Source organism: Pseudomonas sp. LBUM1674 (genome assembly GCF_059695635.1).
Window position 1 is genome coordinate 4,566,290 of the sequence record NZ_CP166779.1, and the last position, 23,961, is coordinate 4,590,250.

General features: G+C 55.5%; 17 protein-coding genes and 2 pseudogenes. 9 read left to right on the plus strand and 10 right to left on the minus strand.

What is annotated here, in order from left to right; all coding sequences use genetic code 11:
- Positions 1-2: 2 nt before the first annotated feature.
- The 3 genes from ACA067_RS21055 to ACA067_RS21065 all read left to right on the plus strand — a co-directional run bounded on the left by ACA067_RS21055 (position 3) and on the right by ACA067_RS21065 (position 3,294).
- On the plus strand, positions 3-947 hold the full coding sequence (locus tag ACA067_RS21055) for a LacI family DNA-binding transcriptional regulator (RefSeq protein WP_497458327.1): 945 nt from the start codon (positions 3-5) through the stop codon (positions 945-947).
- Between the two features lie 1,074 nt (positions 948-2,021).
- Positions 2,022-2,465, plus strand: a complete 444-nt coding sequence (locus ACA067_RS21060) for a PRC-barrel domain-containing protein (protein ID WP_497458328.1) — start codon at positions 2,022-2,024, stop codon at positions 2,463-2,465.
- Positions 2,466-3,045: 580 nt separating this feature from the next.
- Positions 3,046-3,294: a DUF1254 domain-containing protein gene (locus ACA067_RS21065; protein WP_497458329.1), complete on the plus strand. Its 249-nt coding sequence runs from the start codon at positions 3,046-3,048 to the stop codon at positions 3,292-3,294.
- A 403-nt stretch (positions 3,295-3,697) separates the two neighbouring features.
- Here the strand turns inward: ACA067_RS21065 and ACA067_RS21070 are convergent, their stop codons facing one another.
- The gene (locus ACA067_RS21070) at positions 3,698-4,147 is read right to left on the minus strand and encodes a HEAT repeat domain-containing protein (protein WP_497458330.1); all 450 of its coding nucleotides are present in this window, start codon (positions 4,145-4,147) and stop codon (positions 3,698-3,700) included.
- 16 nt (positions 4,148-4,163) lie between these two features.
- Complete coding sequence (locus ACA067_RS21075; RefSeq protein WP_497458331.1) at positions 4,164-5,090, minus strand: hypothetical protein; 927 nt, start codon at positions 5,088-5,090, stop codon at positions 4,164-4,166.
- A gap of 1,310 nt (positions 5,091-6,400) precedes the next feature.
- Between ACA067_RS21075 and ACA067_RS21080 the strand changes: the two genes are divergently transcribed.
- A complete protein-coding gene (locus ACA067_RS21080) occupies positions 6,401-6,763 on the plus strand; it encodes a DUF6124 family protein (RefSeq protein ID WP_497458332.1) in 363 nt (120 codons plus the stop codon).
- Between the two features lie 136 nt (positions 6,764-6,899).
- Here ACA067_RS21080 and ACA067_RS21085 read toward each other — a convergent pair.
- The 5 genes and pseudogenes from ACA067_RS21085 to ACA067_RS21105 all read right to left on the minus strand — a co-directional run.
- A pseudogene (locus tag ACA067_RS21085) lies at positions 6,900-7,151 on the minus strand (4-hydroxybenzoate 3-monooxygenase); the annotation flags it as partial.
- A 72-nt stretch (positions 7,152-7,223) separates the two neighbouring features.
- Positions 7,224-8,564 (minus strand): putative bifunctional diguanylate cyclase/phosphodiesterase, encoded by a 1,341-nt coding sequence (locus tag ACA067_RS21090; protein WP_497462821.1) that lies wholly within the window; start codon positions 8,562-8,564, stop codon positions 7,224-7,226.
- Positions 8,497-9,231, minus strand: coding sequence for a hypothetical protein (locus ACA067_RS21095; RefSeq protein WP_497458333.1), 735 nt, complete (start codon positions 9,229-9,231; stop codon positions 8,497-8,499). The genes ACA067_RS21090 and ACA067_RS21095 overlap by 68 nt, the downstream gene beginning before the upstream one ends.
- A gap of 710 nt (positions 9,232-9,941) precedes the next feature.
- A complete protein-coding gene (locus ACA067_RS21100; RefSeq protein WP_497458334.1) occupies positions 9,942-10,181 on the minus strand; it encodes a hypothetical protein in 240 nt (79 codons plus the stop codon).
- A gap of 177 nt (positions 10,182-10,358) precedes the next feature.
- The gene (locus tag ACA067_RS21105; RefSeq protein WP_497458335.1) at positions 10,359-11,744 is read right to left on the minus strand and encodes an FAD-binding oxidoreductase; all 1,386 of its coding nucleotides are present in this window, start codon (positions 11,742-11,744) and stop codon (positions 10,359-10,361) included.
- 757 nt (positions 11,745-12,501) lie between these two features.
- Between ACA067_RS21105 and ACA067_RS21110 the strand changes: the two genes are divergently transcribed.
- The 4 genes from ACA067_RS21110 to ACA067_RS21125 all read left to right on the plus strand — a co-directional run bounded on the left by ACA067_RS21110 (position 12,502) and on the right by ACA067_RS21125 (position 19,274).
- On the plus strand, positions 12,502-13,410 hold the full coding sequence (locus ACA067_RS21110) for a peptidyl-prolyl cis-trans isomerase (protein ID WP_497458336.1): 909 nt from the start codon (positions 12,502-12,504) through the stop codon (positions 13,408-13,410).
- Positions 13,410-14,408: a HupE/UreJ family protein gene (locus ACA067_RS21115; RefSeq protein ID WP_497458337.1), complete on the plus strand. Its 999-nt coding sequence runs from the start codon at positions 13,410-13,412 to the stop codon at positions 14,406-14,408. The genes ACA067_RS21110 and ACA067_RS21115 overlap by 1 nt, the downstream gene beginning before the upstream one ends.
- 42 nt (positions 14,409-14,450) lie before the next feature.
- Positions 14,451-16,673: a DUF3604 domain-containing protein gene (locus ACA067_RS21120; RefSeq protein ID WP_497458338.1), complete on the plus strand. Its 2,223-nt coding sequence runs from the start codon at positions 14,451-14,453 to the stop codon at positions 16,671-16,673.
- A gap of 1,164 nt (positions 16,674-17,837) precedes the next feature.
- Positions 17,838-19,274: an IS1182 family transposase gene (locus tag ACA067_RS21125; RefSeq protein ID WP_497458339.1), complete on the plus strand. Its 1,437-nt coding sequence runs from the start codon at positions 17,838-17,840 to the stop codon at positions 19,272-19,274.
- A gap of 255 nt (positions 19,275-19,529) precedes the next feature.
- Here the strand turns inward: ACA067_RS21125 and ACA067_RS21130 are convergent, their stop codons facing one another.
- The gene (locus ACA067_RS21130) at positions 19,530-19,778 is read right to left on the minus strand and encodes a hypothetical protein (RefSeq protein WP_497458340.1); all 249 of its coding nucleotides are present in this window, start codon (positions 19,776-19,778) and stop codon (positions 19,530-19,532) included.
- A gap of 432 nt (positions 19,779-20,210) precedes the next feature.
- On the opposite strand from ACA067_RS21130, the pseudogene ACA067_RS21135 reads away from it, so the two are divergent.
- Positions 20,211-21,318 (plus strand): annotated as a pseudogene (locus tag ACA067_RS21135) (ABC transporter transmembrane domain-containing protein); the annotation flags it as partial.
- A 179-nt stretch (positions 21,319-21,497) separates the two neighbouring features.
- Here ACA067_RS21135 and ACA067_RS21140 read toward each other — a convergent pair.
- Together ACA067_RS21140 and pobA are read right to left on the minus strand one after the other, a co-directional pair.
- Positions 21,498-22,583 carry a DUF3616 domain-containing protein gene (locus tag ACA067_RS21140; protein WP_497458341.1) on the minus strand — a complete coding sequence of 362 codons (1,086 nt, stop codon included), beginning with the start codon at positions 22,581-22,583 and terminating at the stop codon, positions 21,498-21,500.
- Between the two features lie 60 nt (positions 22,584-22,643).
- The gene (pobA, locus tag ACA067_RS21145) at positions 22,644-23,831 is read right to left on the minus strand and encodes a 4-hydroxybenzoate 3-monooxygenase (RefSeq protein ID WP_497458342.1); all 1,188 of its coding nucleotides are present in this window, start codon (positions 23,829-23,831) and stop codon (positions 22,644-22,646) included.
- Positions 23,832-23,961 lie beyond the last annotated feature (130 nt).

The following is a 23,961-nucleotide window of genomic DNA, read 5'->3' on the forward strand; positions in this document are numbered from 1 at the left end:
GGGTGCTCAATGGCTTGGCGGGCGTCAAGGACAGTAAGCGCGAAGCCGTCGAACGCGCCTGTGACGAACTGGGTTATGTCGTCAACGGCGCGGCTCGCACCCTGTCTTCACGGCGCAGCATGACCATCGGCGCCGTGGTGCCGACGCTGGCTACCGAAACTTTCGCCCGCCCCATTGCAGCTTTCCAACGCACAGTTCATCGCGCCGGCTACACCTTGCTGGTCGCCAGTTCCGGCTTCGATCCGCAAGTAGAACTTAAAGAGGTGACAACTTTACTCGCCCATGGCGTCGATGCGCTGATGGTGGTCGGCCAGCGCCACGATCCAAAGATGTGGGAGCGAATTGAACGGCAGAAAATTCCATGCGTTCAAGCTTGGTCCCAGGATGAGACGAGGCCCAGCGTCGGCTTCGATAACATTACAGTCGCGGCTGAAATCACCGATCACTTGCTGGCTCTCGGCCACCGCCGGATCGCCATGATTGTGGGTACACCGCCTTCCAACGATCGTGCGTCCGACCGGATCCTGGGAACCCGGCAAAGGATGCAAACCGCTGGCCTGGAATTGAAGCCGGAGTGGCTGATCGACAGCGCTTTCAATCTGAACGAAGCTCGGGAAGCCACCGCACGCTTGCTGTCGCTTTCGCCGCGCCCCACAGCAATCGTCTGCGGCAATGACCTGCTTGCGTTTGGTGCGCTGCTGTCCGCACAGGCGATGGGACTTCGCGTCCCTGAAGATGTATCGGTCGCTGGGTTCAACGACTTTGATTACGCCGAGCATCTGTCACCGAAGCTGACCACCATGCGTGTGGCGCTTGAGGAAATGGCGGAACAGGCCGGAGCCTATTTGCTGAATACGCTGGCCGGTAAGGCTTACCCGTCCCTGATAAGGATCGAAACGCAAATCCGCCTGAGAGACAGCACTGGGCCTGTGCCCAATACTGATTGAAACACAGCACTCGCGCCCTATTGTCCAAGTTCGGATAGTGGCTGGAGCACACCGGCTACAATGCCTACACGCGGTGAAGGTGGGACGGACTATCTATATTGGGTCGATTGCAGCCCTTCGTGACAGGCAGCAATCGGCCAGAAGCGGGCGTTCGGCTTGCAACGAGTCGACGATTTAAAATATATAAAAAATGGTTTGTTTATGAGGAAACTAACTAAGCTTTCTTTGACAGTCACACGCCACAAACTATTCTAGAGATTTAAACTAACATACAGGGGATATGCAATGTCAACAATGACAGATGGTAACGGAAACTATGCGGACATTGATTATGACCACAAACATGATATGACCCAATGGGAAACTCGCGACCGCGATGGGACGATAACGGGGGGCGGACAAAGAGGCGGGAACGCAGTTGACGAAATAGTTGACGAATTTAAAGACAAGGGTTTCAGGCTTTCCCACCCTGGCTAAGCGCTGATCGTGCGAACAACTTCATTGTGTGCATGGGATGCATGGAGAGGATCAATACAGAGGATCGAGTAGTATTCACAGCATGCAAGACATACAATACAGTAAGCCAGTACCACTCAATAACGGTAAATCAATACAGCAAACGAGAGGAAGTTTTTTCTGCACATCCCAAGACTTTCCGCCAGATTTCTATTCATTTAGCGGGCGAGTCGGCAGCGCCATTGCGAAAACTCTCACAAACTCACCATCCGACCCAATAAAAACAATTAGAATATTCAAATAAGTTTGGTCGCAGTAGCGACCCAAACTTAATCGTCATATTTATGAAGTCATATGCAAACCAGTTGCCATAATGAGAAATCGCTTCATCCACGCATCTATGATATCGACCTGGTTAATGCCCAAAATAAAAACAAGCATCACACATGGATAGCACAGTAATTAAAAGTTAATTGACTTTTTACTCCAGCCCACCATTCGTCGTCATGCAGAAAAAAAATTCAACTTTTTCGAAAGCGGGTGACTCACACTAATACAGCCATCAAGGTGGTGGGTACATTTTTCTGATTGATTGACGATTGCTGATAGGAGATAGTAATGAACTACGAAGATCGCGATACCTATGGCATGTACAAAACCAACCTCCTACGAGATGCCGGCTCTGAGGAACAGGGGCCTGGCCCCGACCTGATGGGGGCAGACACACTCATTGGAAATGATGTTTATAACCATAAAGAAGAAGACTTGGGAGATATTAAGGAAATCATGCTGGACGTTCGCAGCGGTAGAGTGAGTTATGCTGTTCTATCTTTTGGTGGCTTTCTTAGCATGGGAGAAAAACTGTTTGCGGTACCTTGGAATGCATTGACACTCGATACAGTAAATAAGCGCTTCGTACTAAACGTAGAGAAAGAACGCTTGGAAAATGCACCAGGTTTTGACAAGGACAATTGGCCTAATATGGCCGACGAGTCTTGGGCAACAGAAATCCATTCTTTCTATGGAACTAAACCCTACGATTACGATACTGTTCGGAGATAAAGTATCAACAAAGCTAATGTCCATATCCGAAACGAAGAGTGATGCGCGCCGAGTAAACAATGATATGTTTCGTTGGGGATGCCAAACCCTAAGGCGCGCATTGCGGCGAAAATAGGTTTGTCGAAGCAACAAGGGTTTAGGGTGGATTCTGCTGACCGCCATCGAATCCAAGGCTAGGTCCCAACCGCATCGTACCCGCAATGCGGCGTCTGAATTCGCCCACATCAGAACAGCCAAACTGGGTAGCTATAACTGCTAGGTATGAGGCAGAGAACGGCCAAAAGCTGACTTTCGCGAAGGGAAACTGGCGGCTAAGCACTGTCAGTCAAAAAGAGTCATAAGTAACTCGATAATCCCATTGGAACAGACAATTTATTGGTATTGACTATCATCCAGTCGTCACGTGCGGCTCTATGGAGGGATAAGGATGAAATTTCAGCTTGTGAATGCCATGTTGCTGACAATCGCAGCGATTATTGCGTCCCCAGCCCCTGCGATTGCGGAGAATTACGGTGCTGAATAATTGGCTCGCCGCACAGTCGAGCGGCGCGCTGTCGAGGCAGCGATTTGGAGCATGCCGATGGTCCGTGTCGACGCGATGCGCGAGGCGCTATTCCGAGACGCTAAAGCGGACTACAACGACATCCTGTACTGGTCAAAACCCTTTGACTGGAAGTTTCAGTTCACCACACCGAATGCCTCCACCCGCTATGTCTACTTCAATTTCAACCTCAAGGACGGTCCCGTGGTGCTGGACGTGCCGCCTACGGTTGGCGCGGGACTATTCGGTTCACTGGTTGATGCTGGGAAGTTTCAGTCTCGGACATAGGCCCCGCGGGTGATGACCAAGGAAAAGGCGGAAAGTACCTGCTCGTTCCGTCGGTTCCTGCCGGATATTTCCCGATCCGGTTTGAAACAGTGAATGGCTATGCGTTGCTGCGTGCCATTCCTGCCAGTGTGTTGGTGCTGACGCCGAATTGACCCAGTGGCCGAGATGTCACTGACCCACTCTGATTCCTCGCAAGTTATTGCCTATGCTGGATTTGTGCTGATTTGAAGGTGGGTCAATTCGGCGTCAACACAAAGCCCCTGTATAGGCTGACCCCACCAACTAAAGATCGAAAGGTCTCCAGTTCTGGAATCTGTAAGACCTTTGGTCAAAAAGTTAGTCGGGTCTAAGACCCTCAACGAGCTAGTCCTTTTCTCCTGAAATTGCAATTGCAATTGCACTTCTATTGTAATCGACTCGCAATCTGGCTTGCAAGGTTTCGTATGAAACCGTCAGAATCTTTTTTGGCTATTTCTTCGATCTTAACCTTCAAGCCTTTCATGGGCTGAGCTTCAAGCGAACGCAAGGTAACTTTGCGCACTCCGACATACGGGTCTTTCAACAAAGTATCAACCAGAGAAATTGGTGCCTGCTTGAGGTTCCGAACACCTGCAGCTGCGGCGATTCTGACTTCGTTGTGAGAGCTATTTGCTGCTTGCTCCAAAACGGCAATCGACCGATCACTTTGTATAAGGCTTGCAAGATAGGCAGCTTTGGAAGCCAACATAGGATCGGGACCTTGTACTAGTTCCGCCAAGTGTGGAAGAGCGTTTGCGCCGAGTTGAGCGGCGGCGGGATAATCCGGCTCGTCACGATCAAGATGAGCGCGGACTTGTTCCATTATTACTGGCATGATAGAACCTCCCTTTTTAAGTTAGATTACTTGCCAGCATTGTTTGTACCTCGCTTGCTATCAAGTTTGGCGGTGGATTAGTAATATTGGCGGTTCCATTGCCAGTCATGAGGCGGTTGTTATCATTAACATGACTCAAGCCTAACACATGACCTATTTCGTGCCCAAGCGTGAATCTGGTGGCACCCCGTGCTACCACGGCACCGGGCCTCCCTGCAGGGTGAGCGGCGCAACCATTGAGGGGTGGTATGGTTGAATTTACAAAGTAGGCGACAACGTCATTGGCTCCAACAGAATTGCGATTCGCGAAGAGTTGATTTTGCTCTGCTGTTGTTATACCTCCTATGCAACCGCCAACATCGAGATCGGTGAGGGCAGGGAGATTCAGGTTTTCTGTGCTGATAACCTGCACGTCAATACCAGCACTAGCATATACTTGCGCCATCGAATCCACACTGGTAGCTATATCGACAGTCGGATTCGTAAGAATTTTGATGTGAAGCCGAACGGATTCTGTACGTCTAAACGTTCTTGTTGCAACAACGCTGCTGGCCGAACCGAGACCAGTGTCGGGCAGGAACTGCTTCAATCGGATACGAACCTCATTGAAATTACCGACGGCCGAAACCTTCTCAACCACGCGACTTGCAAGCCCACCCTGACTTTTGATGCTTCGCGTCGTTAAATTTGTGACCTGTCCGTTTGCGCGTCGAAAGCGGATCTCTACAGTAGCAGTTTGAGGGTCTCGAAGATTGTCGGAGTACAACCTGCCTTTAACTGCAACTCGGCCATCGATAGACCAACAAACGATGGCGGTTCCTTGGGGATCGCCCAAGAGGTGAAGCTCATCACCGAAATCTACCTCCCCTGCACGAATCCTGAAGGTCTCTACCTTTTCGACGTTGGCGGAGCCGAACATCTGATTAGCATCGTTTCTGTCCATTTCTCTACTCGCTTTCTTTCATTTGTATTTTGGCTTTGTTGACTCGTAGTCTCTGCAAGATTCCTCGTGTTTTCTGGGTTGCCGCCAACTACTATTTATTAGGCGACATGCCCTGTCGTACAACATGCCAGTTAATGTCGCATAAAATTCTGGTTGTTTTCGTAACGCCCCGATTTTCTTGATATCCGCCGAAGCAAACGCGACAGGTGTCCGGATAAAGCACGACATCAGGGAACAAGCCGCAATCTTTCGCACAGTGCGATTAATGCTAGTAACGCTGCTGGCTAGCTGCTGACTATTCAGTAAACAATTTCGCGATATTGATCCGGCAACATAAGTTCGAATGGGTCTTTACCCTCGTCCTACCGAAACTCTGCATCTGATGTGATTGGACGCGGAGCGTCCAAGGCTGCGCTCCCACGCTGGAGCATGGGAGCGATCAATCGATGGGGATGCGGGCCTAGTGATTAAAAATCTTCGGTGGCCAGCGCTTGCTCTACCGCCGGGCGTGCGCGATAGGCCTCACGGAAACGCGCCAGGGCTTTCAGCAGATTGAACGGATCGGCCCGGCAACCTGGCAGCCATGTAGGGTGAAACCCAGCGCTGCCGGCCGCTCTGGAATTGCCGCGCGGGGTTACACCCTACTGAAACTTTCATCTGCGACTTCTGCGAATGACCGGTAAGGGTCGACAGTTGACACCAACAAACCGCGAGGCGAAAGCTCTGAAATGCGCTATTAGGCGTCGAGCAAAGTCTCATACCGCTATGCCAAAGCGTTCCCCACGCCCGCCGAGGGCGGCCTCGCTTGGGGAGACACGTTGAACATGGCGTGCAAGCCCCCCGATAACTGCATTCGTTATGCCGGCCAATCCGGTGGCACGCCGGATACTCGTCACATGCCACTGGCCGAGTGCAGAAATCAGGCATACAGCAATGTTCAATCAAGCAAATTAAACATCCGCGAAACGCGCATGTTTAAGCGTCCTACTGCTCACGTCCTGAAAACTACAAGACCTTGCGCCGTTGCCTACGGGTACGCCAGAATCCGCCGGCTTGTGCGCCTGTGGCCCGCTCGGTAACTTGATTCCCGTCACTGCCCATCAGTGATCGGGTTTAGCAGCCCGTCGTGACGAAGCGCATTTGCATCCGGACAGTCAGGTCATTTCAGGTCTGCACTTTATGGTAGCTGTGCGCAGGGCGCCCTCGGGCGCGCCGGATTCGTCTCCGCCGGTCTGCTAACCTGCACACAGCTGCCACCATTCGTTTAGCAGCGGCTCGGTGACGGCTCCATGTTTTTGGAGCGTACAAATATGATTAAGCCTTCACCCAATCCGCCGGAGACCGATCCGGCATCCCCCTACGAAACCCCCGATTCAAACAAACTCAACGAAGCCACCGAACGCGCCCTCGCCTCCCACTTCCCCTCGACTGCCGACATCAAAGCCACCCCTCGCACTCCCAGCTCCCTGTTTACCGTCGACCCGCAGACCACGACCGAAACCCTGGCGGTTTATCTGGTCGAGACGCTGGCCTCGGTCGACGTGATGGTTCATCACCTGGTGGATCATCTGGACGGCGGATCGCGCCACGCCTTGTTGGGCATTTCCAACAGCATCATGCTGGCGGAAATCACGGCGAACCGGATGCTGGATCAGATCGATCCGCCCGCTTGAGGCAAACGCGTCCGCGATGCGGGCTATGCAGCGGTCCCTTTTTTATTGGGGACCGCATTTCAGCGGAGGCTCATTCCACTAACAAAACCAGCCGCGGCTCTATCGAACTATCAAGCACCCCTAGCCTATCGGCTGCTTACTCGACATCCTCGTAAGGCAACCCCACATAGTTCTCCGCAATGTTGACCAACCCAGCGTGGGAGTTGAAAAAGTACTCACGATCGGCCTGTTGCATCTTCTGGTCCCACGCATCTTTATGGTCGCCGAAGTCGTGCAGCAGGTTGGTCATGAACCAGCTGAAACGCTCGCCTTTCCAGACACGGCGCAGTGCCAGTTCGGAGTATTTCTCCAGCAAGTCGGGGCGGCCTTCCTTGTAGACCTTGCATAAATCAGCCAGCGCATTCAACAGGCGATACGATCAGCTGTCTCTGGAAGCGCCCTATCGGTAAACATTACTCAGCTATTTGCGCTCTCGCTCTTCATACCACTGTATGAACGCTTTGGCGCTTACCGGTCGGCAGACGTGAAAACCCTGGACCATATCGCAGTGGTAGTCGCCCAGCGCATCGAGCACGTCGGCAGTTTCCACACCTTCGGCGATGACGGCCATGCCAAGGTTATGACCCAGATCGACGACGCTTCGTACGATAAGTTCGTTCGCCTGATCGCTCTGCATGGCAAGTACGAAGGATTTGTCGATCTTGAGTTCGCTGATGGGCAAATCCTTTAATTGAGCCAGGCTCGTGTAGCCGACGCCGAAATCATCGATGGCGATATGGATGCCCATCGTATGTAACTGCCTGAGGATGGTACGAGCCGCATAGGAATCGAGCATGATCGCGGACTCGGTCACTTCGAGCACGAGCATGTTCGGCGTCAAATTGTAGTGTTCAAGCAGATCGATGATCTGGGCCACCAACCTGTCGTCCAGCAGGTTGCGTGCAGAAATGTTCACGGCAACCGGTATGCAGAGCCCGGCGTCAGTCCAGGCCCGCACCTGAGACAGCGCGAGGTTCAGCACATAGCGAGTCAGGCTGCCGATGATCCCGGTCAATTCGGCAAACGGTATGAACTCATCCGGACTCACCAGGCCTCGAACTGGATGCTGCCAGCGCACCAAGGCTTCGACGCCGGTAACTTTCCCTGTGCTCAGGCTGACCTTGGGCTGGTACTCCAGGAACAATTCGCCGCGCTCCAGACCTCGCCGTAGTTCGCCGAGCATTGCCAGGCGTTCCGGAGAACGCCGATCCGCTCCCGGGTCGTAGGCGAGTACGCCCTTGCCCTGCTTTTTGGCGGCATACATGGCGATGTCGGCGCGCTGCATGAGCGTTGATGGATCGTCACCGTGCAACCCGGAAACCACGACCCCGAAGCTGGCCTCGACATCCAGTTCGACCCCATCGATTTCGAACGCTGCGGTAATAGCCGTGTGCAGCCGTTTCGCCGCTTTCAATGCTCCCTCCAGGCCTTCGACGGAGGGAAGCAAAATTGCAAACTCATCACCACCCAGCCGGGCGACCGTGTCGACTTCCCGCGCTTCGATGATCAGCCGCTTGCCGATCTGGTCGAGCAGGCGGTCCCCGTAGTGGTGCCCCAGGGTGTCGTTGACTTCCTTGAACCGGTCCAGGTCAATCAGCAACAGGCCCGTGCTTGACCCCTGACGGCGACCCAGGCGCAGTGCCTGCTCGAAACGGTCCGCCAGCAATGTTCGGTTGGCCAGCCCTGTGAGCTTGTCATGCAGCGAAGCGTGCAAGGCGTCCTTGCGTTGACTGTCGAGCTCGACACGTGTGCGCCGCAGCACTTCGGCGAACAAGCCAGCGAGCAGCAGCCCTGCGATAAAAACGACGGGCGTGGTATTGGCGTTGAATGACTCCCGTGAACGCAGCTTCTCCAGTGCCACGATCGACTCGGTGGCGAGCGGCCGCTGCTTGCAGGACGACGTTTTCAATCTTTTCGAACAGTGGGTCGGCCTCCTCGTTGTCAATCCGGCGCGCCCGCAAGACATCGCCATGATCTACGGCATCGACCATCTTGTAGATGCTTTCCAGATAGGGAGTCAGTGAGGTGCGAACATCCTCGACAAGCAGATGATCGGCATGCGTTCCGGAGCGGTGAATACGCTCTAGCGCAGTACCAAGTTGCGCTACGACATCGTTGAAATTACGCAATATGTTCGGCCCGGGATCCAGCCGATACTTATGCTCCAAAGACTCGGCGGCCAGCACGGCAGTCGCGGCCGCTGTGTAGTGGTCAGACAGAACGCTCGAGGCGATCGCCTCCTGCCCCAGTCGTCCGGTGGCAATCGCAGACCATACCGCAAAGCCGCTGATTGCCAGCAGCACGGCGACCAGACCATGGCGAGCCCACCGGCTGGGTATTATGCTGCTCCAGCGCATAAGCTTGGGTACAACGATCTGAGGTGCGAAGACTTCAGGATGCTCTGGAATTGCTGGCGGTAAATTGCTCATGCGCTACCTCATGTAGACGTGGCTGCTTCCATTCTTATTTGGCAATATCCACCAAACCTCAAGCTTAGTCGAGAAACGAAATAAAACTTGGATATCCGATAAATGCTGCGCAGCATTAATCGCACTTGACAATAACTAATTGAGAATAATCAGGACCGTAAACGATTAAAATCCAAAATATATTTTCAACTTGTTCGCCCTATGCCGTGGATTCTATTGGACCTAAGCCGCAGCTATTGGTGGCGTCAGCGCTGAGAACGAACGCTATTTTATTAAGTTGTCTGCGGCCAAAGAAGTTTTCTGTCGATGTTTCTTATAATAGCTCACGATTTGCAATTAATTATTTAATGCTATGGCTGTAAATAGCCGATTGCTGCCTGTCGCGAAGGGCAACAATCGACCGAGGCTGTGTGAAAACGTTTTAGAGCAGGTTTGACATTCAAGACTGGAACGAAAATCGCGTTCCTACGCAAATTTCCGGTCCGCTGATTAACCAAACGCTGGCAGATTTTACGTAGCAACGCAGATTTCAAAACGGCGCATGCGTTTTCACACAGCCTGGGCCAGAAGCGGTCGTTGGCTAACCCTCCGGCTCAGCGGCGGCGGAGCGCCGTCCGCTGCACCGGTTGTTAGGCTCTGACAAGTGTCGATAGTCGCTATGTGGTCTTTTTCCTGTCGGATCGGTGATGCTGGTTGGAGCCGATGCTTGTTCAGGGCGTGTAGTCGAGCTTGAAGTTAAAGCCCTGTGCGTCATGACCACCGCCCGCCGTACAGGTTCCTTTATTTGCCTCGCCGTTCCGGAACATCACCCGGCACTTGTCACAAAAGCGCCACTGGTCCTGGCCGGGTCCGCTGTGGTCGTGCGGCAGGAAGAAGTTGAAGTCCTGGGAATTGTGGCTGCCGCCAGCCGGACACCGGCCCCGGTTGTTGGGGTCGCCGTTCCAGAACATGGAGAAGCACTTGTCGCAGAAGCGCCATTGCTCTTGACCGCCCAGCGGCCCAGCGTGGTCGTGCGGCTACACGGGCCTAACGCTCCGCAGCAGCCGCCTCGGGTCAGCGGCCCGAGGGAACCGCAAGCTCGCTTATGGCGGTCAGGTGCAGGCGGTTGTTAGGCGTATGACCTCGTCTCAGACCGGCTTGATGTTCTGGTTCATCCGGAAGAGGTTCGTCGGGTCGTACTTTTTCTTGAGCTCCACCAGCCGGTTGTACGTCGCACCGTAGGCGAACGCGATGCGGTCCGTCTCGTCTTGGGTGAGGAAGTTGATGTACGCGCCCGCGCTGGCGAACGGCTGCGACTTGGCGAAGAACTCGCGCGCCCAGGCAATGCAGCGCTCGTCCTCGGCGGCCGACTCCCAGCGGCCGTGTACGTTCATCACGTAGTTTGCGTCTCGGCTTGAGTAGGCCATGGCCTCGGGCGCTACGCGGGCCGTCTGGCCGCCGATCGTGCCGACGAAGATCTCGCACTGGGGAGACGGGAGCTTACCGGCATATTCGATGATGGCGTCGATCGCGCTGTCGCTGAGCCGCGAGAAGTTGTGCGACTTCCAGTAGTTGCGCGCACCCTTCGTCAAGAGGGGATCGAAGGCCTGCTGCCAGGCGGTGTACGGCTGCACGCCGATGTGCTCGCCAAGCGCCGTGCCGAACCCGCGGAGCGGCTCGATGAGCTTTTGGCCCTGCGTAGGGTCGCCCGCATAGAACAGGGCAAGTGCGACCATCTCTTTACCGTGGACGTCCGCGGGCAAGAAGGGTAGCGGGGGCGCCTTCCGAGTGACTGCCCAGACGTTGAGGTCATCCGGCATTGTCTCGGTGAAACGGGCGAACTGCGTGAGCACCGATTTCGCCTGGTCGAACGGAAAGACGATGAGCCCGCTCAGCACATCCGGCCCGACGGGATGAAGCCGAAACTCGAAGCGGGTGACGATACCGAAGTTCCCACCGCCACCACGCAGTCCCCAGAAGAGGTCAGCGTTTTCCGTTTCGCTAGCGTGCACCTGACTGCCATCTGCCGTAACGACATCCGCGGAGAGCAGGTTGTCGATGGTCATGCCGTACTTCCGGCTCAGCCAGCCGAAGCCGCCACCGAGGGTTAGGCCGGCCACGCCCGTGGTCGAGTTGATGCCCAGCGGCGTGGCGAGGCCGTGCGCTTGTAGGGCCGCGTCGAACTCACCGAGGGTGCAACCGGGCTCGACGGATGCCCGGCGGGCGTTCGGGTCCACCTGGACGCCCTTCATCAGCGCGAGGTCGATCATGAGGCCGTCGTCGCAAACGGCATTGCCCGCGATGTTGTGCCCGCCTCCTCGGATTGAGACGAGCAGGTTTTGCTTGCGTGCGAGCTTGACGGCCTGGACGACATCTTCTGGCGACGTGCAGCGGGCGATCAGCGCTGGCCTACGGTCGATCGTCGCATTCCAGATTTGCCGCACCTCATTGTAGTCCCCGTCGCCAGGGAGAAGTACATCCCCTCGGAAGTCCGCTTTGAACTCGTCGATCGTCGTCTTTTGTAGCTGCTTCATGCTTGCGTCCTTTATTACAGCCTAACTACTATTAAACGACATTCCTGTCGCATAACATCCGTGCCTATGTCGGACAACATTCCTCGCCGAGATCTAGGTGACTGTTTCTTTAGACACTCTTTTGGAAATACGACATCGAATAAGACTAGACCGGAAAGTACGGTTTGCCAAATGACGAGGCAGAAGTAACCAATACCGCAGGTCCGCTTGGGTCGATTGCAGCCCTTCGTGACAGGCAGCAATCGGCCCAGGCTGTGTGAAAACGTTTTAGAGCAGGTTTTACGGTCAGAACCGTAACGAAAATCGCGTTCCTGCGCAAATTTCAGGTCTGCTGACCAACCAAACGCTGGCAGATTTTATGTAGCAACGCAGACTTCAAAACGGTGCATGCGTTTTCACACAGCCTGGGCCAATAGCTGCCCGTCAGGTTAGGCAGAAATTCGTACAAAGTTGTCTATCACCCAGACTGAAATGGCGGGGATCAATAGCTGTCGGCCTCATCTACGAAGGGTAGAAAATCGCCAACGGGTAACGCCGTTTACTCCGTCATTTACGCACCGCGAGCGAAAAGCCGATGTGGCCGTGGATCTAGGCTCTTGAGCTACCTTGGGCTATTTCGAGCGTGTTCCCTTTGCCTTAAGCTGATTGCGACTAACACTTAGTGCTTATCGTGATTAGCGCCGATGGAAACTTCCGGTAAAGCAGCAATACTCCATTCGCATCGAAGACTTCCGATTCAAGCGTGGGGCAATAAGTCATGAACTTAACCGTCTCCGAAACAACAGGATCCCGATTTTCTTTTATCATGCGATGCCTTCGCGAGCCGTTACTGCACTTTCTAATCGCCGGTTTTGCACTTTTTGCACTTTATGGTGGCTTGCACAGTTCAACCGTTAATCATGACCCTCAACGAATAGAAATAACCCCGGTCGATATTCAGCGGATTCAGATCTCCTGGCTGGCGCGATGGCAACGCCCGCCTACCGATCAGCAGCTTCAAGGGATCCTCGATGAATATGTGAAAGAGGAAATCCTCTATCGCGAAGCACTAAAACTTGGCCTGGATAAAGACGACACAATCATTCGCCGCCGACTGGCGCAAAAGATGGACTTTCTGGCAGAAGATGTCGCCTCACTTCGCGAACCTGCCCCCGGTGTACTTGAAGCCTGGTACAGCCAGCATCAGGAACAATACGCTCCACCGCCGCTGGCGACTTTTCATCACGTGTTCTTCGCCTCGGACAAACGCGGGCCGGATGCACACGCTCAGGCTCAAACAGCGCTGGCCACCCTGACCGACAAAAACAGCGGCGATGGCGATGCCTTCATGTTTAAAAACGCCTATGCGGAGCAATCGCAAGATCAAGTGGCGAGGGACTTCGGTTCAAAGTTCGCCATTGCATTGTTCAAGCAGACACAGGGAAGTTGGGTCGGTCCTGTGGAGTCGGGCTTTGGCTGGCATTTGGTGTGGATTGATGCCCTGACCACACCAGCGGCACCGCCTTTTGAAACGATGGCCCAGCAGGTCAAATCCGATTGGCTTTCCGAACAACGTACCGAGTCGAAACGCTCGAATTACGAGGCGCTGAAGGCGCGTTATGAAGTGGTGGTGATGATGCCGTCTTCCGCGAGCGGGATCGCAGCTACCCAAACGGAGCAGCCTTGATGGGACGCACGGTCTGGCTCCTGTTGTGTCTGTTGTTCTTGGGACAAGCCGCCTATGCCCATGAATCCCGTCCGGCTTACATGGAAATCAACGAAACCGCCGTCGGTCGCTACGACGTACTGTGGCGTACGCCGGTGCTTTCCGGGATGCGTTTGCCGATCGCACTGAGGTTTCCTGAAGGCGTGCGAACGATCGTCGAACCCGTGGAAAGCGAACTGAACGATTCACTGATCGAACGCCGAGTGATAAATGCCGGCCCCGCAGGACTGGCCGGGCAACGCATCGAATTTATCGGCCTGCAAGCGAGCATCACCGATGTGCTGGTCCGCGTCTCGCGCTTGGACGGCACCCTGTCGACCACCTTGGTGCAACCCGCCCAACCCTGGATAGAAATCGCCGCCACGCCGGGCGCGTTTTTAGTGGCTAGTGCGTTTCTGGTCCATGGTATCGAACACATTCTCGGCGGTTTCGACCACCTGATGTTTGTTTTTGGACTCCTGCTGCTGGTGCGCAACGGCTGGATGCTGGTGAAGACTATCACCGCGTTCACCCTCGCCCACTCCATCACCCTGGCGCTCGCCGCGCTGGGCGCCGTGCGGCTTCCCGGCCCACCCGTAGAGACGACGATTGCGTTGAGCATTCTGTTGCTGGCGGTGGAAATCGCCCGCAAGAATCGCGGCGAACCCAGCTTCACCGCCCAATGGCCGTGGATCGTGGCCTTCTGCTTTGGCTTGTTGCACGGCTTTGGTTTTGCCGGTGCGCTGGCGGAAATTGGCCTGCCACAGCGCGACCTGCCCTTGGCGTTGTTCACCTTCAATATCGGCGTCGAGATCGGCCAGCTGATGTTCGTCGCCATGGTGCTGAGCATCCGAGCAGTGCTGCTGCGTTGTCGACTGCCACGGCCTGCGCTCCTGTATGCCCAACCCATTGCCTCCTATGGGCTGGGAACGCTGGCCGCCTTCTGGTTTTTCGAGCGAGTCTCGAGTTTTTGGTCCTGAGCTGCACCGGCCTATCACTGCCGTGTTCCGGAGACGTGGAAAATGAAAAACAATCATCACTTCACCGCACAATCACTGTTCGGGTACGCCATGCTCACATTCGCCGTCAGCACGCAGGCATTGGCGGACGGCAACCCGGATCGCGAGGTCTACTTTGGCCAGACACATTCGCACACCTCCTGGTCGATTGATGCCTACCTGATCGGCAACCACCTGGTCGACCCCGAGGAAGCTTACAAATACTCATTGGGCATGCCGGTCATGCACCCAATGGGGTTTGAAGTGCAACTAAAAGGACGCCCTCTGGATTTCCATGGCGTGACCGATCACTCGGAATACGTCGGCGTCATTGCGCTGGCGAACGATCCGAAGTCGGATTTCAGCAAACTGCCCATTGCGCAAAAGCTGATTGCCAAAACCCCAGCTGACTTCAATCGGGTCTTCAAGTGGATTGCCGGCAGCATGAACCACCCGATCAAGGAGCTGATTGATCCGAAGATTGCCGGCAACATCTGGCAGCAGAACATCGCCATCGCTGACAAGTACTACAAGCCCGGCAAGTTCACCACCTTCGTCGCGTATGAATGGACGTCGGCACCGAACAGTCAAAACATGCACCGTAATGTGTTCTTCCGCGATTCGACGAAGGTGCCCGCCCTGCCCTTTACGGCACTCGACTCGGGCAAGCCGGAGGACTTATGGAGCTGGATGGACGATCAGCGCAAAAAGGGCAATGAGGTGCTGGCGATATCTCACAATGCCAACCTCAGCAACGGCCTGATGTTCCCGGTCGACGTTGATGATCGTGGCCGCCCGATCGATGCCGCCTGGGCCGAAACGCGGATGCGCAACGAGTCGCTGACCGAAATCCACCAGGTGAAGGGCACCTCGGAAACCCACCCCGAGCTGTCACCGACGGACGAATTTGCCAACTACGAGATCATGAGTTTCCTGATTGGCGTGGACAACAGCACGTCCAAACTCAATGGCAGTTACATCAGGCAAGCCTGGCAAAACGGCATGGCCTTGCAGGAAGCCCGTGGCTACAACCCCTACAAAATGGGCGTGGTGGGCGCCAGTGACTCGCACAATGGCGTGATTCCCTACTCACAGAGCAATAACTTCGGCTCCCACGGTTTTACCGACAACACGCCTGAGGCGCGCCTTTCCGGCAAAAAGAACTCGGGCATGATGGCCTTGCAAACCAGCACATCCGGTTTGGCCGGCGTCTGGGCTGAAGAAAATACCCGTGAGTCGATCTTCGATGCGATGAAGCGCAAAGAAGTGTATGGCACCAGCGGCGTACGGATTCCCGTGCGTTTGTTTGGCGGCTGGGGGTTCGACAGCAGCTTGTGGAACGAAAAAGACTGGGTGCATGCCGCCTACGCCAAGGGCGTTCCCATGGGCGGCGACTTGCCGACAAAACCGGGCAAAGAGGCGCCGTCCTTCGTGGTATGGGCGGTCAAGGATTCCGATGATGGCAACCTCGACCGGATTCAGATCATCAAAGGCTGGACCAAAAACGGCCAGACCTTCGAGAAAGTCTACGACGTCGCCTGGTCCGGTGATCGCACGCCAGATCCAGCCACAGGAAAAGTCCCACCAGTGGGCTCCACGGTTGATATTTCCAAGGCCACGTACACCAACACCATTGGTGCCACCGAGCTGAAAAAAGTCTGGGTTGACCCGGATTTCGATCCTGCCCAGCACGCGTTCTACTACGCCCGAGTGCTACAGATTCCGACGCCGCGCTGGAGCACCTATGATGCGGCCAAGCTGCAAGTGCCGCCGCCGGCCGATGTCTCGGCCACCGTTCAGGAACGCGCGTGGACCTCACCGATCTGGTACTCGCCGAACGCTGAGGACGGCAAGTTGATGGCGCGGGGTAAAACCATTGATCAGCTGAAAACCGCAGGTGCCAAGGCGCTGACCAACGCACAGTTGCAAGCCTATGTGGAGGGTAAAACGATCAAAGTCCGTAATACGGTCACCGGCCAGACCTTTGAAATTGTCTATGGCACTGACGGCCAGCGCTCGGTCACCAGCGTCGACGGCCAACCGCCTTCTGAAGGCGAATACCTGAATATGCTGCACGGCGGACAGTTCGGGGTTCCGGCCAAATACGAGATCAAGGACGGGCATCTGGTGACGACCCTCGGCGGCTCGCCCTTCGAGGCCACAGTGTTTGAGCAAAACGGCAAATACGTGGCGGCTCGCAGCAGCGAGTTCGGCTACGTGAACTACGAGGTCGAAGAGGTCAAGTAGCGCTGGGGCCAGCACCGATGATCTGCATAGGTGGTGGCCCTTTTTGGGCTGTATCCGTCCGTTGCCACAGGCAGCTTCACGCCGTTGCGGCAGGCAACAAACGGCCAGGAGCTGCCGGTGGACATGGTGATGGCAAATCGGTAGCTTCGACCCTCTACGCTGAATCTTTACCGCAGTTGAGCTTGCCGTCATCCATGTCGCGTTTCTCCCTGGGGTATGTCGCGTTTGCTGCGACTCCCTCCAAGCTAGACAAGGGCTTACAGGACGACAAGGAACGTTATAAGACATTGCTGTCGCGTTTAAACGCGACAGCAATGTCGCCTAATAGTAGTTATGTAAATCGGAGGTGGTCAGAATGCAAAATCATCATATGATGGCTCGTGCCATCGCCGCGCAAATAATCTCAATTCCAATTGCAACACTTTTCATCATACTCATCGGATGTAACGTTGTGTGGGCTGAATCTACCGACCCTCTACCCCCAGGCGAGGAGCCAATGCTCGCTGAACCCGGAGACTGGGCCGCAGACTTCAATGAAGCTGCAATCGCCTGTTACGGGGGGTCAATGGCAGCGTGTGACGCAATCTGGCTAAACGAACGGCTCTTGATGGATACCTTACTTTTCAGATATGGGCGGACCTGTGGCGGACGCGTGGACTATCGCGCGATAAGACGCTCAGGGGCCAGCTGTGTTGACGTATTCCCCGGACATGAATAGGAGAGTTATCGAAATCTGTAGGTAAAGAACTATTGCCTAAGATTTACATAACTAGTCATTCAAGTTCGCTTCACTTTGTTCCGCCGGACGCTGCGCCAAGTCGCAGCGCCGCTTAATTCGTCGTTAGCTGGACGAGGCATTGCACATGCGAAAAGGATGCCAAACCGGCACGCGCCTGCCGGCATCTTCAAGCTCTTCTACCTGAAAGCCTGCACGCGTATGCTTCAAGCCACAAATCCAGCAACGCTGAACACTTACTTTCTACAGCCGGCTCAAGTCCGTGGCGCGGCCTAACAATGCGTAAAATCGTTCGCTTCGCTCACTGGGACCGGCTAAAGCCAACCCCTTAGCTCAACGTTAGGCAGTGTCCGCAATGGGTCCAGGCTGTGTGAAAACGCCAGTGATTGTCTAACCTTCTGATCGTCGAGATCGTATCGGGGGCGATCATGAAGCGATTCATTGAAGGTGAGGCTCGGACGCAAGTCACGTTGCTGCCGGAGTGCTTGGACGATTACGTAGCTGAAGAAAATCCAGTGCGCGTGGTCGACGTTTTCGTCGATGAACTTGACCTAGGTGCACTTGGGTTTGAGGGTGTCGATCCTGCTGCAACTGGTCGTCCGGCCTACCACCCAGCGATCTTGCTGAAGATCTATATCTACGGCTATCTCAATCGGATTCAGTCCAGCCGCCGGCTTGAGCGTGAGGCCCAGCGTAACGTCGAGTTGATGTGGCTGACGGGCCGTTTGGCTCCAGATTTCAAAACCATCGCCGACTTTCGCAAGGACAATGGCAAGGCTATTCGCAGTGTCTGCCGGCAGTTTGTGGTGCTTTGTCGCAACCTTAACCTCTTCTCCCAATCGATCATCGCCATCGACGGCAGCAAATTCAAAGCCGTCAATAATCGCGACCGCAACTTCACTCAGGGCAAGGTGAAGGCACGCATGCAGCAGATCGAGCAGAGCATTGATCGATATCTGGCGGCGATGGATTCGGCGGATCGGGCAACGCCCGAAGTGGCCGAGGCCAAAGCCGAGCGGCTTAAAGAAAAGATAGAAACACTGAAAAAGCAGATGCAGACACTCAAGGAAATCGAGGCGCAGCTTCACGACAGTCCAGACCAACAAATCTCTCTTACCGATCCAGATGCACGCTCAATGGCCACGAGCGGCCGAGGCACCGGAACGGTTGGCTATAACGTACAAACAGCAGTCGACGACAAGCACCATCTGATCATTGCCCATGAGGTGACCAACGTTGGCAATGACCGGGCGCAACTGAGCAATATGGCGAACCAAGCGCGTGAAGAGATCGGCGCTGAATCGCTGACGGTGGTGGCCGACCGAGGCTATTACAAGGGGCTGGAAATCCTTGCCTGCGAGCAGGCTGACATCACCACCTTCGTACCGAAACCCCTGACATCAGGCAGCAAAGCCGAAGGCAGATTCGGCAAGCAGGATTTCATCTATCTTATTGCGTCGGACGAGTATCGATGCCCTGCGGGGCAGTTACTAACCAGGCGGCATTCGTCGATAGAAGACGGCATGTTATTGCATTGTTACTACTTCTCGGGCTGCCAGTCCTGCTCCATGCAAAAGCAATGTACTACGGGTAAGGAGCGCCGTGTGAAGCGCTGGGAACATGAGGCTGTAGTCGACGCGATGCAGGTTCGGCTAGAACGTGATCCAGCGATGATGAGGGTTCGTCGACAGACCGTTGAACATCCTTTTGGAACGCTCAAGTACTGGATGGGAAGTACCCACTTCCTGACCAAAACCCTGCCGAGGGTGAGCACTGAGATGAGCCTTCATGTGCTCGCCTACAACCTCAAACGAATGATGAGCATCTTCGGCATCGCAGGACTGCTTGAGGCGATCAGAGCGTGAATCCAGCCGCTTGCTCAGCCGTTAGTAGCCGTTTGGGCCGCTGACGCGGCCCAAACGGCATTACGAACGTCTATGTCGCTGGCTAAGGTAATTCGCGCTTCCGCCCGCTGATTCCACAGGCAACCCTCGCGACTCTTAGTTTTCGACGTATTCAGTGCGTTTTCACACAGCCTGGACCCATTGCTGCCGGTGGCGACATCGAAGGCAACACAGCGTGAGGAAGCTAGGGCGTAAAGCCCTAGCAGATAGCAGATGTCACTTTTTCTTTTTCGCCGGCTTTTCTGCCTTCTCTGATTTCTTAGCCTTTTCTGGCTTGCTATCAGCTTTTTTTGCAGATTTCTTTGGTTCGGCATCTTTTTTCTTGTCTTTCTTTTCGGAATATTTCGAAAGAGCCGACGCCGCAGCTGATTTCTTTGCCGGTGATGACTTTTTGTCTTTCAATTCCTTGCTGGTTTTTGAAGACTCACCTTTGCTTTTCTTCTCGTCTTTAGCCACGTTGACCACCTCTCGGAGTATGCCGGTATTGGCACATTGCCTGTGGGATTATCCACAAGCTGATCATTAGGCGAGCGCGTCCAAAAGCGGTTCAAATTTTTTGATGCGTCGAGATGGGCTTTGGGTGATGCACCGATAGGTACTGAGGGCTGGACATTCTAAATAGGTCATCAGCTACGCCTCGGAGTCCAAGGCTGATCGATTGGAATTGTGAACGGCAGCTTCTGTCCGAAAGCGCTTCGTCCCCTCTTGGCCAACAGCCCCCGATAACAGCCGTTTTAGCCCTGCCGACTGTGTTTCTGGCAACGTATGAGTGCCCCGCGTCCGGCAACCCTACACACAAAGCAAGCCGCCAACAGCGACATGCCTCAACCCCGCAAAACCCTCAAAGCAACCGTTCAATGGCAGAATCTCCTGAACTTGATCGTTTTGGAGACCACCATGCTTCGTGCATTTGAACAAAGGCTCGACCCCTTTCCTCCTGACGAAGTACCACCGCCGCCCGAGGGCCTGGCTCGGTTCCTGTGGGCGTGCACACGGGGCGCCCGCGGCTATATTCTTGCGTTTGCGCTGCTGAGTGCCGGTGTGTCGATCTACGAAGCCTGGCTGTTTTCTTTCCTCGGTCAGGTCGTGGATCTACTCTCGACCTGGAAGGCAGGCCGGTGATGCGGCTGCGCAGGAAAGTCGCGTGTTGTGGGGCATGGGCATCGTCATGGCGACCAGTGTCGGGCTGGTGGCGTTGCGCACCATGGTGCAGCACCAGATATTGGCGATCAACCTGCCGTTGCGGCTGCGTTGGGACTTCCACCGTTTGATGCTACGGCAAAGCCTTTCGTTCTTTTCCGATGAGTTTTCCGGCCGGGTCACCACCAAGGTGATGCAGACTGCGCTGGCCGTGCGCGACGTGCTGTTCACCCTGATTGAGATCGCACCCGGAATCGGGGTGTATTTCATCGCGATCATTGCGCTGGCCGGCGGCTTCGCACTGAAACTGATGCTGCCTTTCATTGCCTGGATCCTGTTGTTCGGGCTAGCCATGCTCTACTTCGTACCCCGCTTGGGGAAAGTGGGGCAGGAACAGGCGCATGCGCGCTCCTCGATGACCGGACGTATCTCAGACGCCTATACCAACATCACGACAGTGAAGCTGTTCTCCCATTCCAATCGTGAAGCACACTTCGCGCGTGCGGCCATGGAGGATTTCAAGCAGACCGGCTTTCGCCAGATGCGCCTCGTAAGCCAGTTCGAGATCGTCAACCAGGCATTGGTGGTGGCCTTGATCATGGCAGCAGGTGGTTATGCCCTGTGGCTATGGCACCAAGGTGAGGTCGGCGCAGGTGCCGTGGCGGCAATCACCGCCATGGCGTTGCGTATCAATGGCATGTCGCACTGGATCATGTGGCAGATGACCTCGCTGTTCGAGAGCATCGGCACCGTGCAGGATGGCATGGCAACACTGACCCGCGGCCCCAAGGTGCAGGATGCGCCGGGCGGCTGCTTTGGGTCGGATAGCAACGCTCTAGCATCGACCGGGGACGTATTTATTTTCAGCGAAAAAAAAGGGAGACGGATTTATTTTCCGAAAAATAAATCCGTCCCCTCGTCCCTCCCCTCGTCCCCAGAACCGGGGACTGGTTGGCAAAGGTTGAGCTGCATCGAGCTCGTGAGCTCTGACGCAGGTCAACTGTTGTGCTTGCCTACAGGCCGCGATAACGTCGAGGTGCGTGGCTAATTCAGGATGAACAGGTCCCCTTCCACATCCGTATCGCCGTGTTTACGACTTTCCGCCGCGGAGTCGTAGAGGATCAGCAAAACCTCCCCAAGCTGCTCGCCCGATTCGAACAGACACATGGCCTCAGCGTGATCGTTGCCTTGCCCGAAAGGCACCTCCAGCACCTTCTCCAATTGATCCGTAAAGACCACGCTTTCCTTGTCGGACGCGAAACCGCCGCGCCAGCGGAAGACCGTTACCGGACCGTCCAGGTCCATGGTGGGACCCGCCAGGATCAGCAGATCGTCACCGCTAGTGCACAGGTCACGCAAGCCCAGGCCATTTAGCGCGAAGAAGTGCTTGCGGTAGCGGCGTCCATCTGGACCAATCTTCTTGAGCACCAGCGTGTCAGTCGAGTCGCCGTTCGGCTCGGGTTCGATCTCCAGCAGCACAGCCCAACCGCGAAGGACCGGTCCACGCAGCCCCAGCAGAAGGCGCGAGCCGATCACCGCCAACCCTTCGATATCGAAGCCGTTGTCTTTACCCGGGAGACTCAGGAAGTCGCGTAGCTGAGGATCTTCAGCGATTGCCGTGGTCAGGTCGTTACCGACCTCGCTGCCACGTAGCTGCGCCGCCGTACGTCCATCGGCGTCCACCTTCCTGGCGAGTGCATAGCCGTCGTTCTGCTGTACCACAGGGATGCGGGCCAGCAGAAAGCGATTGCTGTCCGCCTCTACCGTCGATAGGCGCTTGATATTTTTCTGTGCAGAAGTGCCGGCCTCGGCGTTCTTTCGCTTCAGACTATGGGAGCCCACCACCCAGAGGTAACCACTGTCATAGGCCAACCCCTCGATATCGATCTCGGCGTCTTGCTTCGGTAGGGGCAGATCCAGATACTCCAGGAGCTGAAACGATTGGTGCTCATCGCACCTTACGACGTCGCCGGGCGCAGCATCCTGGATTTTCAGACGTTCCAGGCTCGTGGTTTCGTCATTGGCCACCCAAAGTGTGTCGTCAATCTGCTGAGCGACCGAAAGGCCATCGCGCAACGACGCAAACGCCGGACCAAATCTCAACATCGCTGCATTGCTTCGGTCGCTCATGGGCGGTCTCCTGTCTTTATGGCGTGGCGCGCCGGTCTTTAACTATCAAGCATAGGCTGCTTACTCGACCTCTTCGTAAGGCAACCCCACATAGTTCTCCGCAATGTTGACCAACCCAGCGTGGGAGTTGAAAAAATACTCACGATCAGCCTGCTGCATCTTCTGATCCCACGCATCTTTATGGTCACCGAAGTCGTGCAGCAGGTTGGTCATGAACCAGCTGAAACGCTCGCCTTTCCAGACACGCCGCAGTGCCAGTTCGGAGTATTTCTCCAGCAAGTCGGTGCGGCCTTCCTTGTAGACCTTGACCAGGATGCGATACAGGTAGTGCACGTCGGAGGCGGCCAGGTTCAAGCCTTTGGCGCCGGTCGGTGGCACGATGTGCGCGGCGTCGCCGACGAGGAACAGTTTGCCGTACTGCATCGGCTCGACCACAGAGCTGCGCAGCGGCGCGATGCTCTTTTCCAGTGACGGACCAGTCACCAGTCTGTCGGCCACGTCTTGCGGCAGGCGTGCCTTGAGCTCATCCCAGAAGCGCTCATCGGACCACTGTTCGACCTTGTCGGTCAGCGGCACTTGCAGGTAGTAACGGCTACGGGTCAGCGAGCGTTGGCTGCACAGGACGAAACCGCGGTCGTGGTGGGCATAAATCAGTTCATGGTTGACCGGTGGGGTATCGGACAACAGGCCCAGCCAGCCGAATGGATAGTCTCGCTCGTAGTGCGTGAGCACGTCTGCGGGGATGCTCTTTCGTGCGACGCCGTGGAAGCCGTCGCAACCGGCGATGTAGTCGCAATCGATCCGGTGGGTTTCGCCATTTTTTTCGTAGGTGACGTAGGGGCTTTCACCCTTCATGTCGTGCGGCTGCACGTTCTCGGCCGAGTAGATGGCCGGGGCGCCGTTAGCGGTGCGGGCCTCCATCAAGTCGCGGGTGAGTTCGGTCTGGCCATACACCATGACTGTCTTGCCGCCGGTCAGCGTCTTCAGGTCGACATGGATGCGCTTGCCGGCCACCTGCAACTCGACACCCTCGTGGACCAGGCCTTCGGCATCCATGCGTTCGTGGACGCCGGCTTCGCGCAGCAGGTCGATGGTGCCTTGCTCGAGTACACCGGCACGAATACGGCTGAGGATGTAGTCCGGCGTCTGGCGTTCGACGATGACGTTGTCGATGCCGGCGCGATGCAGCAGTTGACCGAGCAAGAGGCCGGACGGGCCGGAGCCGATGATGGCGACTTGGGTTTTCATGGCGGTAATCCTGTCTTGTGCGACTGCTGGCGTGGCGCCTCACAGTCTGTTTGTTTTTGTTACCTGTATTTTTAGTGGATGAAGCGGGGATAAGAAGGCACTATTTGATACATTCCATGGACTTTTCGTG

What these genes read in the sequence shown, in the direction of transcription:
- ACA067_RS21125 (WP_497458339.1), top strand. Translation starts at nt 17,838, where the DNA reads ATGAAGCGATTCATTGAAGGTGAGGCTCGGACGCAAGTCACGTTGCTG.
- ACA067_RS21095 (WP_497458333.1), bottom strand. Translation starts at nt 9,231, where the DNA reads ATGAGCAATTTACCGCCAGCAATTCCAGAGCATCCTGAAGTCTTCGCA.
- ACA067_RS21075 (WP_497458331.1), bottom strand. Translation starts at nt 5,090, where the DNA reads ATGGACAGAAACGATGCTAATCAGATGTTCGGCTCCGCCAACGTCGAA.
- ACA067_RS21060 (WP_497458328.1), top strand. Translation starts at nt 2,022, where the DNA reads ATGAACTACGAAGATCGCGATACCTATGGCATGTACAAAACCAACCTC.
- ACA067_RS21120 (WP_497458338.1), top strand. Translation starts at nt 14,451, where the DNA reads ATGAAAAACAATCATCACTTCACCGCACAATCACTGTTCGGGTACGCC.
- ACA067_RS21070 (WP_497458330.1), bottom strand. Translation starts at nt 4,147, where the DNA reads ATGCCAGTAATAATGGAACAAGTCCGCGCTCATCTTGATCGTGACGAG.
- ACA067_RS21100 (WP_497458334.1), bottom strand. Translation starts at nt 10,181, where the DNA reads ATGTTCTGGAACGGCGACCCCAACAACCGGGGCCGGTGTCCGGCTGGC.
- ACA067_RS21105 (WP_497458335.1), bottom strand. Translation starts at nt 11,744, where the DNA reads ATGAAGCAGCTACAAAAGACGACGATCGACGAGTTCAAAGCGGACTTC.
- ACA067_RS21140 (WP_497458341.1), bottom strand. Translation starts at nt 22,583, where the DNA reads ATGAGCGACCGAAGCAATGCAGCGATGTTGAGATTTGGTCCGGCGTTT.
- ACA067_RS21110 (WP_497458336.1), top strand. Translation starts at nt 12,502, where the DNA reads ATGAACTTAACCGTCTCCGAAACAACAGGATCCCGATTTTCTTTTATC.
- ACA067_RS21080 (WP_497458332.1), top strand. Translation starts at nt 6,401, where the DNA reads ATGATTAAGCCTTCACCCAATCCGCCGGAGACCGATCCGGCATCCCCC.
- ACA067_RS21115 (WP_497458337.1), top strand. Translation starts at nt 13,410, where the DNA reads ATGGGACGCACGGTCTGGCTCCTGTTGTGTCTGTTGTTCTTGGGACAA.
- ACA067_RS21065 (WP_497458329.1), top strand. Translation starts at nt 3,046, where the DNA reads ATGGTCCGTGTCGACGCGATGCGCGAGGCGCTATTCCGAGACGCTAAA.
- pobA (WP_497458342.1), bottom strand. Translation starts at nt 23,831, where the DNA reads ATGAAAACCCAAGTCGCCATCATCGGCTCCGGCCCGTCCGGCCTCTTG.